The 11,998-nt window shown below is 60.8% G+C and carries 12 protein-coding genes; 9 read left to right on the forward strand and 3 right to left on the reverse strand.

What is annotated here, in order from left to right:
* Positions 1 to 6: 6 nt before the first annotated feature.
* Positions 7 to 621: a GNAT family N-acetyltransferase gene (locus tag PSH64_RS12110; protein WP_105345320.1), complete on the forward strand. Its 615-nt coding sequence runs from the start codon at positions 7 to 9 to the stop codon at positions 619 to 621.
* Here PSH64_RS12110 and PSH64_RS12115 read toward each other — a convergent pair.
* Positions 587 to 1,480 (reverse strand): LysR family transcriptional regulator, encoded by an 894-nt coding sequence (locus PSH64_RS12115; protein WP_305480782.1) that lies wholly within the window; start codon positions 1,478 to 1,480, stop codon positions 587 to 589. The genes PSH64_RS12110 and PSH64_RS12115 overlap by 35 nt on opposite strands.
* 88 nt (positions 1,481 to 1,568) lie before the next feature.
* Positions 1,569 to 1,805 (reverse strand): hypothetical protein, encoded by a 237-nt coding sequence (locus tag PSH64_RS12120; RefSeq protein ID WP_105345315.1) that lies wholly within the window; start codon positions 1,803 to 1,805, stop codon positions 1,569 to 1,571.
* A 184-nt stretch (positions 1,806 to 1,989) separates the two neighbouring features.
* Between PSH64_RS12120 and PSH64_RS12125 the strand changes: the two genes are divergently transcribed.
* The gene (locus tag PSH64_RS12125) at positions 1,990 to 2,550 is read left to right on the forward strand and encodes an NADPH-dependent FMN reductase (protein ID WP_305480783.1); all 561 of its coding nucleotides are present in this window, start codon (positions 1,990 to 1,992) and stop codon (positions 2,548 to 2,550) included.
* A gap of 235 nt (positions 2,551 to 2,785) precedes the next feature.
* A complete protein-coding gene (locus PSH64_RS12130; protein ID WP_305480784.1) occupies positions 2,786 to 4,069 on the forward strand; it encodes an arsenic transporter in 1,284 nt (427 codons plus the stop codon).
* 103 nt (positions 4,070 to 4,172) lie between these two features.
* Here the strand turns inward: PSH64_RS12130 and PSH64_RS12135 are convergent, their stop codons facing one another.
* Positions 4,173 to 5,123, reverse strand: a complete 951-nt coding sequence (locus tag PSH64_RS12135) for a DUF1853 family protein (protein WP_305480785.1) — start codon at positions 5,121 to 5,123, stop codon at positions 4,173 to 4,175.
* 101 nt (positions 5,124 to 5,224) lie between these two features.
* On the opposite strand from PSH64_RS12135, the gene PSH64_RS12140 reads away from it, so the two are divergent.
* From PSH64_RS12140 to pepN, 6 genes are read left to right on the forward strand one after another with little or no spacing between them, the layout of a single operon-like run.
* Positions 5,225 to 6,115 carry an NAD(+) kinase gene (locus PSH64_RS12140; protein ID WP_007906781.1) on the forward strand — a complete coding sequence of 297 codons (891 nt, stop codon included), beginning with the start codon at positions 5,225 to 5,227 and terminating at the stop codon, positions 6,113 to 6,115.
* Entirely contained in the window at positions 6,112 to 7,086 is a 975-nt protein-coding gene (locus PSH64_RS12145; RefSeq protein WP_178114263.1) for a metallophosphoesterase, read from the forward strand. Before PSH64_RS12140 ends, PSH64_RS12145 begins: the two co-directional genes overlap by 4 nt.
* Positions 7,083 to 7,952: a rhomboid family intramembrane serine protease gene (locus PSH64_RS12150; protein WP_105345299.1), complete on the forward strand. Its 870-nt coding sequence runs from the start codon at positions 7,083 to 7,085 to the stop codon at positions 7,950 to 7,952. Before PSH64_RS12145 ends, PSH64_RS12150 begins: the two co-directional genes overlap by 4 nt.
* 31 nt (positions 7,953 to 7,983) lie before the next feature.
* A complete protein-coding gene (locus PSH64_RS12155) occupies positions 7,984 to 8,244 on the forward strand; it encodes a YeaC family protein (RefSeq protein ID WP_007937782.1) in 261 nt (86 codons plus the stop codon).
* Complete coding sequence (locus tag PSH64_RS12160) at positions 8,241 to 9,071, forward strand: DUF2797 domain-containing protein (protein ID WP_105345297.1); 831 nt, start codon at positions 8,241 to 8,243, stop codon at positions 9,069 to 9,071. The genes PSH64_RS12155 and PSH64_RS12160 overlap by 4 nt, the downstream gene beginning before the upstream one ends.
* 10 nt (positions 9,072 to 9,081) lie before the next feature.
* Positions 9,082 to 11,739: an aminopeptidase N gene (gene pepN, locus PSH64_RS12165; protein WP_305480786.1), complete on the forward strand. Its 2,658-nt coding sequence runs from the start codon at positions 9,082 to 9,084 to the stop codon at positions 11,737 to 11,739.
* Positions 11,740 to 11,998: the final 259 nt, after the last annotated feature.

Here is an 11,998-nt window from a genome sequence, read left to right on the forward strand (position 1 = left end):
CCAAGTATGCAACCCGTCATGAATCCCAAATACCCAGGCCTCTCGGTACGTGTTGCCGATGAGGGTTTTGCGGCTTATATCTGGGGCAGTGATTTCAGTTTTGAAGTCGCCGCCTATGGTGCCGCAGCAATCGGTAAGCCGGTGGCGCAATGGCCGGTGACGCCAATCACCCCGTATCGCAAGTGCTACGGCATCGATCCCGAAGAGTTCAGCAGTTTTCACGATGCTGCCGACAGCGCGATTTTCATGGCCTATCTGGATGACGAGCCGGTGGGGCATCTGGTGGTCAGCACCAACTGGAACGGCTTCGCCCATATCGATGAATTGGCGGTACACGCACCGGCGCGCCGCCATGGCGTGGCCAAGGCACTGCTGGACGTAGCGCAGTTCTGGAGTCGCAAGAAGAAGCTGCCAGGCATCATGCTGGAAACCCAGAACAACAACCTGGGTGCCTGTCGGCTTTATGAGCGCTGTGGCTACGTGGTCGGCGGGATCGATCATCTGCGCTATCGCGGGATCGACCCGAACACCGCCGAAGTGGCGTTGTTCTGGTATCGACTGTTCGATAACCCGCTGGAAAGTCCGCTCAGCTCGCCAGCATCGCCACGGCTTGTTCCGTGATGATGTCCAGCAGCGTCTGAATAGCCGAAGAGGGTTCGGTGTTTTTCAGGCGCAAGGCATAGACATTGATCGGCACCGCAGGCGCCAGCGGACAGGCATCGAGCCCGGCCGATCTGGCGCCGAGTGCGGTAAACGGGTCGACGATCGCCAGGCCTTCACCGGCCTCGACCATGCTGCGCATCATTTGATGCGTCTGCACCCGGGTCTGGATGACCGGGGCAGGGCGCAGCGCATGGAGCTTGTTGTCCAGCGCCGGGCTGAGCGGGTCGTGACCTTCCAGGCCGACCAGCGACTGGCCGGCCAGGTCTTGCAGCGAAATGTATTTCTGTTTTGGTTGCAGCCAGCCGTGGGGCGCCAATAGCTGGAGCTTGCCCTGTGCGATGACCTGGCAATGAATATCGGCGTGGTCCGGGTCGTGCAGGCTCAGACCCAGCTCGCTTTCGCGCAGCAGCAGGCTTCTGACGATCTCGCGGGTTGGCTGGCTCAACAGGGTGCAAGGTGCGTCGGGGAGACGCCGGCGCAAGGCGGCGATGCTTTGTGGCAACAGGTGTTGCGCCAGCGGCGGGGTGCAGATGATTCGCAGGGGCGGGGCCAGATACTGCTTGAGGCTGCTGGCCAGTCGCTGGACCGGCTCAAGCGCTTCGTAGACGTGGGCGATCTCGACCTGTAACTCCCGCGCCTCGCGCGTGGCTTGCAGGCGGCCACGCACGCTGGCAAACAGCATGAAACCCAACTGATCCTCGGCATCGCGCAGCGTGCGTTCAACCTCGGTCACGGGCAACTGCAACCATTCGGCGGCGGTGCCCAGGTGACCGGTCTGCAGGAGCGCCTGGATCACTTCGATATGACGTAAACGCATGCGTGAAGTCCATGTTCAGCAGGTGAGGGAGTCAGTCACTGAATCCTAACTCAAGTGCGTGCATATGACTTCTGCTCATAACACCGGGTTATGAGGCAACGTTCGTTTCAGGTTCGCGAATCAGGGTAACGCCCGATTGCACCAGCAGAAACTCCTTGTCGTCGAGTTTGTTGACCCGGTCGCCAATGGCCAGCTTATAGGTGGTGACTGGCGCAGAGCCGGCGAGGCCGTCGTGCGACGGGGTGGATTCCTGGAACTCATGCACGGAATAAACACGGCCTTCCGCGTCTCTTGCATGGAACTGACCGACGAGTACTGCTGCCATCTGCTTAGAACCTCTGGAGATAAATCACTCAATTTGCGGTTCTGTAGACCGTGGTTGGGCGAGGTAAGTTTTCCTACAGGAAAAAAATAGTCAGGGGCGGCGATTTTCCGTCGTCCGCTGGTTGAATCGTCATTTGATCATCTATAACTAGAAGCTCTTTCCTTCGAACAGTCGAGAATCTTCCATGAGCAACGTCTACGAGATCGCCGTTCTGGTCGGCAGCCTGAGAAAAGCATCGATCAACCGCAAGGTCGCGCTGGCGCTGGCCGAGCTGGCGCCTGCCAATCTGAAGCTGACGATCGTCGAAATCGGCGATTTGCCGCTGTACAACGAAGACATCGATGGTGAGTCGCCGCCGGCAGCCTACAGCACTTTCCGACAACAAGTGAGCTCATCCGACGCGGTGCTGTTCGTGACCCCGGAATACAACCGTTCGGTGCCGGCGCCGTTGAAGAATGCGATTGACGTCGGTTCGCGTCCCTATGGCCAGAGTGTCTGGGACGGCAAGCCGGGTGCGGTGATCAGCGCTTCACCGGGCGCCGTCGGCGGGTTTGGCGCCAATCACAACGTGCGCCAGTCCATGGTGTTTCTCAATGTGCCGTGCATGCAGCAACCGGAAGCCTACCTGGGGGGCGCCGGTTCAGCGTTCGACGAGGCGGGCAAGTTGTCGGAGTCGCTCAAGCCGTTCTTGCAGAAATTCATCAATGCGTATGGGCAGTGGGTTGAGCAGCATAAAAAGCCATGACCCCATGAGGTTCTGACCCATCCCTGCGGTAAACCACAATCCCTGTGGGAGCGGGCTTGCCCGCGAAGAACGCGTTGCGGTTTTTCAGGTACTGCGCGTCATCGTTCTTCGCGGGCAAGCCACGCTCCCACAGGCTCTGCGTCTTGAGCACACCACAGAACCTTCACTTTACGGCCTGTTCGATCCTCCCTATATTCCCCGCTTCGTTTTTCCGTCGAGCTGGATCCGAGTCACTATGTTCATTGCTTCGCTGATTTTCCTGCTGACCATCACCCTGGTGATCTGGCAACCCAAAGGCCTGGGCGTTGGCTGGAGTGCGGTATTCGGCGCGGTGCTGGCGCTGCTGTCCGGGGTGGTGCACCTGAGCGATATCCCGCTGGTGTGGCAGATCATCTGGAATGCCACCGGCACCTTTGTTGCGCTGATTATCATCAGCCTGCTGCTGGATGAGGCGGGATTCTTTGCCTGGGCCGCGTTGCATGTGGCCCGTTGGGGGCGGGGCAGCGGGCGCAAGCTCTTCGCTTATATGGTGCTGCTCGGCGCACTGGTGTCGGCGTTGTTCGCCAATGACGGGGCGGCGCTGATCCTCACGCCAATCGTGATTTCCATGCTGCTGGCGCTGCGTTTTTCCCCGGCGGCGACCCTGGCGTTCGTGATGGGCGCCGGTTTCATCGCCGACACCGCGAGCCTGCCGCTGGTGGTGTCGAACCTGGTGAACATCGTTTCCGCAGACTTCTTCGGTATCAGTTTCAACCGCTACGCCGCGGTGATGATCCCGGTCAACCTGGTGAGCGTGGCGGCGACCCTGGTGATGTTGATGGTGTTCTTTCGTCGCGACATTCCCCGTGATTACGATCCCGGGCAATTGGCAGACCCGGCCAGCGCAATTCACGACACCGCGACGTTTTATGCCGGTTGGGTCGTGCTGGTGATTCTGCTTCTCGGCTGCTTTGCCCTTGAGCCGCTGGGCATTCCCATCAGCGCGATTTCCGCGGTGTGCGCCGCGCTGCTGCTGGCCATAGCCGCCCGTGGCCACAAGATATCCACCCGCAAGGTGATGAAAGAAGCGCCGTGGCAGATCGTGATCTTTTCCTTAGGGATGTACCTGGTGGTGTATGGCCTGCGCAACGCCGGGCTCACCGGGTATCTGGCCGGTTGGCTGGACGGCTTTGCCGGTTACGGCGTGTGGGGCGCGGCCATGGGCACCGGGGTGCTGACCGCGTTGCTGTCGTCGGTGATGAACAATCTGCCGACCGTGCTGATCGGCTTGCTCTCGATCGATGCCAGTCAGGCGACCGGCGTGGCGAAGGAGGCGATGATCTACGCCAACGTCATCGGCAGCGACCTGGGGCCGAAAATCACCCCGATCGGCAGTCTGGCGACCTTGCTGTGGTTGCATGTGCTGCAACGCAAGAATATCCGGATTGGCTGGGGTTATTACTTCAAGGTCGGGGTTGTGCTGACGGTGCCGGTGTTGTTGGTGACGCTGGCGGCCTTGGCGTTGCGGTTATCCATTTAGACCGGGTTGGCGCTATCGCGGGCAAGCCCGCTCCCACAGGGTTTAGCGTGATCCTGTGGGAGCGGGTTTGCCCGCGATAGGGCCGGTCGATTCACCACAAAACTCAACCACTGCCCGGCACATTCGGCCAAAGATCGGCCACCAGGAACAGCCGCTCGGCCTCTTCCCAATCCCCTTTGGCATTCTCTGTCAGCCGCACCATCAATTGCGCCGGTGCCAGCGGGTCCAGATCACTCAGCCACGCCTTCAGCTGTTCAGCGCTCCAGGTCTGCTCCTCGGGATAGTGCGCCGGCGCCAGCCAGGCATGGCGGGGCAGGGGTTGCCAGCGACCGAATGGACGCTGCACGACAAAATCCGCCCAGTCCTTCTGATGCAGCCAGCTGCCGCGCAAATGCTGAGGATGTGCCCCGCTCGGTGACTCGGCCCGCCCAGGCCATGGATAGAGCAGATAACCGCCCAGCCATAGATGCGCACTGAACTGCTGGATATCCAGCGACGCCAGCACCTCGCGGCTTTCCGCCCGTGCGGAAATCGGCAGTTGATGCCGGCTCAGGTGTTCCAGTTTGCGGTCCAGCCGATCATGGCAACCCGGTCCAAGCCATTGCGCGGTGTCATGGCCGTCGCCGTTCTGCGGGCCGAGATAGAGCTTGATCGCCAGTTCCAGGTGATGCACGCCATCGCGATCGCGCAGCAGCATGTCCAACTCGCCGAGGGTATGGCCTTCGCGACGGATCGGCATGTTGGCGGCAATCAGCTCGATCCCCGGCGCGTGCCGCACGGCGTACTGCCATAGGCGCTCGTAGTACAGGCCCAGGCGCCGGGTCCTGGCCTGGGCCAGCCAGTGCAGCAAGTCGTAACTGTCACGATCCAGTTGCCTGAGCCAAAGCTCCAGGCGCTCCGGCGCTTGCACCCAGTCGCTGCCGGCCAGGGGATGACGCTGCGGCCACGGCGTGACATCGAGCATCGGCGGCGCGAGGATGACCCAGGCCAGGTCGCGCACTTCAGGGTGGCGCAACTGGTGAGGTAACTGGAGCAAGTCTGGAAATAGGATCATCTTGCGAGCATAGCCTCATAACTCGTGGCTGAAAGGGTTTTGTCTACGCCACGCTTTCGCCCATAATCGTGTTTTTCGCCGCCACACGCGTTAGGGGCCCCATGGAGCAATTTCGTAATATCGGCATCATCGGTCGCCTGGGCAGTTCTCAGGTGCTGGATACCGTCCGCCGACTGAAACGGTTTCTGCTCGATCGTCACCTGCACGTGATCCTCGAAGACACCATCGCCGAAGTCCTGCCAGGCCATGGCCTGCAAACCTCGTCGCGCAAGATGCTCGGTGAAGTCTGTGACATGGTGATTGTGGTCGGTGGTGACGGCAGCCTGTTGGGCGCCGCCCGGGCGCTGGCCCGGCACAATATTCCGGTGCTCGGCATCAACCGTGGCAGCCTGGGATTCCTCACCGATATTCGTCCCGATGAGCTGGAAGTCAAAGTCGCCGAAGTGCTCGACGGCCACTATCTGGTGGAAAACCGCTTCCTGCTGCAAGCCGAAGTCCGGCGCCACGCCGAGGCCATCGGCCAAGGCGATGCGCTGAACGATGTAGTGCTGCACCCCGGCAAGTCGACGCGAATGATCGAGTTCGAACTGTATATCGACGGCCAGTTCGTCTGCAGCCAGAAGGCCGACGGCCTGATCGTCGCCACGCCGACCGGTTCGACCGCTTACGCCCTGTCGGCAGGCGGCCCGATCATGCATCCCAAGCTCGACGCTATTGTGATTGTGCCGATGTACCCCCATACCTTGTCGGGTAGGCCGATTGTGGTCGATGGCAACAGTGAGCTGAAAATCGTCGTGTCCAAAGATATGCAGATTTACCCGCAGGTGTCCTGTGACGGGCAGAACCACTTCACCTGCGCGCCCGGTGACACCATCACCATCAGCAAGAAAGCGCAGAAACTGCGGCTGATTCACCCGCTCGACCACAACTACTATGAAGTCTGCCGGACCAAGCTCGGCTGGGGCAGCAAGTTGGGTGGTGGAGGCGACTGATGCTCGATCCCGCGCGTAGCTACGACCTGATCGGTGACGTGCACGGTTGCGCTCTGACCCTTGAGCACTTGCTCGACCGGCTCGGTTATCAAAAACACGGTGGTGTCTGGCGGCATCCGTCGCGCATGGCGGTGTTCCTCGGCGACATCATCGACCGCGGCCCACGGATTCGCGAGGCGCTGCACATCGTTCACGATATGGTCGAGGCCGGCCAGGCGCTGTGCATCATGGGTAACCATGAATTCAACGCCCTGGGCTGGAGCACGCCGGCGCTGCCGGGCAGCGGCAAGCAGTTCGTGCGCGAACATACGCCGCGCCACGCCCGCCTGCTTCAGGAAACCCTGACCCAGTTCGAAGATCACCCCCAGGATTGGCATGACTTCCTGCAATGGTTCTATGAGCTGCCATTATTCGTCGATGCCGGGCGCTTCCGCGTGGTGCATGCCTGCTGGGACGCCGGCCTGATCGAACCGTTGCGCGGGTTGTTCCCCGACGGTTGCATCGATGAACACTTCCTTCAGGCCTCCGCGGTGCCGGGCAGTTTTGCCTGCACCGTGTTCGATCGCCTGCTGCGCGGCACCGACATGCGCTTGCCCCACGGCTTGACCATGACCAGCGGCGACGGCCTGACGCGTTCGTTTTTCCGCACCAAGTTCTGGGAAGACGACCCGCAAACCTACGGAGACATCGTGTTCCAGCCCGATGCCTTGCCAGAGCCGGTGGCCCGCACGCCATTGTCGTCCAGTGAAAAAGATAACCTGCTGCGTTATGGCATCGATGAGCCGATGCTGTTCGTCGGCCACTACTGGCGCAGCGGCAAACCGGCGCCGATCCGCCCGAACCTCGCGTGCCTGGATTACAGCGCGGTGCTCTACGGCAAACTGGTCGCTTATCGTCTGGATCAGGAAACCCGTCTCGATCCGCATAAATTTGTCTGGGTCGATGTCGAGCGGCCGGAGGTGTTGCAATGACGGCGGTGGCGGTATTGCGTCTGCCGCTGGCGGTGGATTTGAGCGGGTTCGTCAAACTGCTGCAGCGCATGCAAGTGCCCCATCGGGTCAGCGAAGAGGCGGGCGAGCAGGTGCTGTGGGTACCGGCCAGCATCAGCGAAGACGTGCGCTCGCTGTACGAACGCTTCCCGGCCGGCGACCCCGATCAGCAACTGGATATCCCGGTGGCGCCGACCCTGCAGCGTCCAGGCTTTGTCGAGCAGGTGCGCCACAGCAAGGCCACGGCCTTCGTGCTGTTGCTGAGCCTGGTCGTCGGCGTGGTAACGCTGCTTGGCGAAAATCTCGAGACGCTGCGCTGGCTGACCTTTCTCGATTTCCGCGTGGTCGGCGACTACATCCATTTCACGCCATTGGCCGACAGCCTGGCGGCGGGGCAGTGGTGGCGTCTGGTGACGCCGATGCTGATCCACTTCGGCATCCTGCACCTGGCCATGAACGGCATGTGGTACTGGGAGCTGGGGCGGCGCATCGAGTCGCGGCAAGGCAGCATCAACCTGATCGGCCTGACATTGTTGTTCAGCCTGGTGTCCAACTACGCCCAGTTCCTTTTCAGCGGCCCGACCCTGTTTGGCGGGTTGTCCGGGGTGCTGTACGGCCTGCTCGGGCATTGCTGGATCTTCCAGCTTTTGTCACCGAACCCGGCGTATCGCCTGCCCCGCGGGGTGTTGGTGATGATGCTGGTGTGGCTGCTGCTGTGCCTGTCGGGGCTGGTGTCGATGGCCGGATTCGGCCAGATAGCCAACGCAGCCCACGTCGGCGGGTTACTCATCGGATGCTTCACCGGTTTGTTGGGCGGTTTGTACAACCGCCGTAAACTGGCCGTCTAAACAGTTATGAATGAAGAGCGCGGAGCCCTTGATGTCCTCTTTTAACGAAATGATCAAAAACATCACCCCGGATATCTACCAGAGCCTGAAACTGGCGGTGGAAATCGGCAAATGGTCCGACGGTGGCAAACTCACCGCCGAGCAGCGCGAACTGTCCCTGCAAGCGATGATCGCCTGGGAAATCCAGAACCTGCCCGAGGAACAGCGCACCGGTTACATGGGCCCGCAGGAGTGCGCATCGAAGTCGATCGAAGTGCCGAACATTCTGTTCAAGTCGGATGCCATCCATTGATCGAGATTGGCCGCGGTGCAATCAGCAAAATGTCGGCGCGCCTGGACGGGCCGAACGTGCAGTACGCTTTTCGCCTGGGTGATGCAGAGGTGCCGGTCAATCCATTGATAGGCACCACGGTGCGCCTGGAATACCTGGGGGCGATCCACTGCACCCATTGCGGACGCAAGACCAAAACCAGTTTCAGCCAGGGTTACTGCTACCCGTGCATGACCAAACTGGCCCAGTGCGACATCTGCATCATGAGCCCGGAGCGCTGCCACTACGACGCCGGCACCTGCCGGGAGCCAGAGTGGGGCGAGAAGTTCTGCATGACCGACCACGTGGTTTACCTGGCCAATTCGTCGGGGATCAAGGTCGGCATTACCCGCGCCACCCAGCTGCCGACCCGCTGGCTCGATCAGGGCGCCAGCCAGGCCTTGCCGATCGTGCGCGTCTCGACCCGCCAGCAGTCGGGCTTCGTTGAAGACCTGTTCCGCAGCCAGGTTGCCGACAAGACCAACTGGCGTGCTTTACTCAAGGGCGATGCGGTGTCGGTGGACCTGGCGCAGGTTCGCGATCAGCTGTTTGAAAGCTGCGCCGAAGGTTTGCAAGGTTTGCAGGAACGATTCGGCCTACAAGCAATCCAGACCATTACTGACGTCGAACCGCTCGAGATCCGCTATCCGGTCGAGCAATATCCGGCCAAAATCGTCAGCTTCAACCTGGACAAGAACCCGATTGCCGAAGGCACGCTGTTGGGGGTCAAGGGCCAGTACCTGATTTTCGACACCGGCGTGATCAATATTCGTAAATACACGGCCTACCAACTCGCCGTGCATCAGTAAGGACTCCAGCATGCGCACCGAACAACCGAAGATGATCTACCTGAAGGACTATCAGGCGCCTGAGTACCTGATCGACGAGACGCACCTGACCTTCGAGTTGTTCGAGGACCACAGCCTGGTCCATGCGCAACTGGTGATGCGCCGCAACCCTGAACGTGGCCCGGGCCTGCCGCCGCTGGTGCTCGACGGCCAGCAACTCGAGCTGCTGTCGGTGACCCTGGCCGACCAGGAGCTGAGCGTCGCCGACTACCAACTGACCGAGAACCATCTGACCCTGCACCCGACCGCAACAAGCTTCACGGTCGACACCAGTGTCCGGATCCACCCGGAAACCAACACCGCGCTGGAAGGCCTGTACAAATCCGGCACCATGTTCTGCACCCAGTGCGAGGCCGAAGGTTTCCGCAAGATCACCTATTACCTCGACCGCCCGGATGTGATGAGCACGTTCACCACCACGGTGGTCGCCGAGCAGCACAGCTATCCGGTGCTGCTGTCCAACGGCAACCCGATTGCCTCAGGTCCCGGCGAAGACGGCCGGCACTGGGCGACCTGGGAAGACCCGTTCAAGAAACCGGCTTACCTGTTCGCGCTGGTGGCCGGTGACTTGTGGTGCGTCGAAGACACCTTCACCACCATGACCGAGCGCTCCGTGGCGCTGCGCATTTACGTCGAGCCAGAAAACATCGACAAGTGCCAGCACGCCATGAACAGCCTGAAGAAGTCCATGCGTTGGGACGAAGAAGTCTACGGTCGCGAGTACGACCTGGACATCTTCATGATCGTCGCGGTCAACGACTTCAACATGGGCGCCATGGAAAACAAAGGCCTCAACATCTTCAACTCCAGCGCCGTGCTGGCCCGTGCCGAAACCGCTACCGACGCCGCGCACCAGCGGGTCGAAGCGATCGTCGCCCACGAATACTTCCACAACTGGTCGGGCAACCGCGTGACCTGCCGCGACTGGTTCCAGCTGTCGCTGAAGGAAGGCTTCACCGTGTTCCGCGATTCGGAGTTCTCCGCCGACATGAACTCGGCCACGGTCAAGCGCATCCAGGACGTGGCGTACCTGCGCACCCACCAGTTCGCCGAAGATGCCGGCCCCATGGCCCACGCCGTGCGCCCGGACAGCTTCATCGAGATTTCCAACTTCTACACCCTGACCGTGTACGAAAAGGGTTCGGAAGTGGTCGGCATGATCCACACCTTGCTTGGCGCTGACGGCTTCCGCAAAGGCAGCGACCTGTACTTCGAGCGCCATGACGGCCAGGCCGTGACCTGTGACGACTTCATCAAGGCCATGGAAGATGCCAACGGCGTCGACCTGACCCAGTTCAAGCGCTGGTACAGCCAGGCCGGCACACCGCGTTTGGCGGTGAGCGAGACCTACGACGCCGCGGCAAAAACCTACAGCCTGACCTTCCGTCAAAGCTGCCCGGAAACTCCGGACAAGGTGGAAAAACTGCCGTTCGTGATTCCGGTGGAACTGGGCCTGCTGGACAGCAAGGGCGGCGAGATTGCCCTGCGTCTCGCCGGTGAAGCCAGTGCTCAAGGCACCTCGCGGGTTATTTCGGTGACTGAAGCCGAGCAGACCTTCACCTTCGTCGACATCGCTGAAAAGCCCCTGCCTTCGTTGCTGCGCGGCTTCTCGGCACCGGTGAAGCTGAGCTTCCCGTACGACCGCGATCAACTGATGTTCCTGATGCAGCACGACAGCGATGGTTTCAACCGCTGGGATGCCGGTCAGCAATTGTCGGTGCAGGTGCTGCAAGAGCTGATCACTCAGCAGCAGAAGGGCGAAGCGCTGGTGCTGGACCAGCGTTTGGTTGCAGCGCTGCGTACTGTGCTGTCCGACGAGACGCTGGATCAGGCCATGGTCGCCGAAATGCTCTCGCTGCCGGGCGAGGCGTACCTGACTGAGATCAGTGAAGTGGCTGATGTAGACGCCATTCACACGGCTCGCGAGTTTGCCCGTAAGCAATTGGCTGAAGGTTTGTTCGAGGCCTTATGGCTGCGTTATCAGGCCAACCGCGATCTGTCGAAGAAAACCCCGTATGTGGCCGAGGCCGAGCATTTCGCCCGCCGCGCGCTGCAAAACATTGCACTGTCTTACCTGATGCTCAGCGGCAAGCCGGAAGTTCTGTCGGCGACCCTTGAGCAGTTCGACACCAGCGACAACATGACCGAGCGTCTGACGGCGTTGGCGGTGCTGGTGAATTCGCCGTTCGAAGAGCAGAAAGCCACGGCATTGGCGACCTTCGCCGAGCACTTCAAGGACAATCCGCTGGTTATGGACCAGTGGTTCAGTGTCCAGGCGGGCAGCACGTTGCCCGGTGGTCTGGAGCGAGTCAAAGCCTTGATGCAACACCCGGCGTTCAACATCAAGAACCCGAACAAGGTGCGCGCACTGGTCGGCGCGTTTGCCGGGCAGAACCTGATCAACTTCCACGCGGCCGACGGTTCCGGGTATCGGTTCCTGGCGGATCTGGTGATTGAGCTCAACGGTTTCAATCCACAGATTGCTTCTCGTCAGCTGGCGCCGCTGACGCGCTGGCGCAAGTACGACAACGGCCGTCAGGCGTTGATGAAAGGCGAGCTGGAGCGGATTCTCGCTTCGGGGCAGCTGTCCAGCGATGTGTACGAAGTGGTCAGCAAGAGCCTGGCCTGATATTGACACCGCGGGCTGCCAGGCAGACCGCGGTGCCTTCTTCGCGAGCAAACCCGCTCCCACATTAGATCTCTATCCGCCATAGGTCATGCGAACACCCGAGATCAAATGTGGGAGCGGGCTTGCTCGCGAAGGCGTCAGACCAGACACCGCTATCACACGATCAAAATTACCCCTCGAAATACCTCCCCATTCACCCACACCCCATATCGCCCTGGTTAACAAAACATAACGCGGCGTCGATTGTCAGACCTTTCCA

The sequence above is a fragment of the Pseudomonas sp. FP1742 genome, from assembly GCF_030687145.1.
Lineage (GTDB): Bacteria > Pseudomonadota > Gammaproteobacteria > Pseudomonadales > Pseudomonadaceae > Aquipseudomonas > Aquipseudomonas frederiksbergensis_D.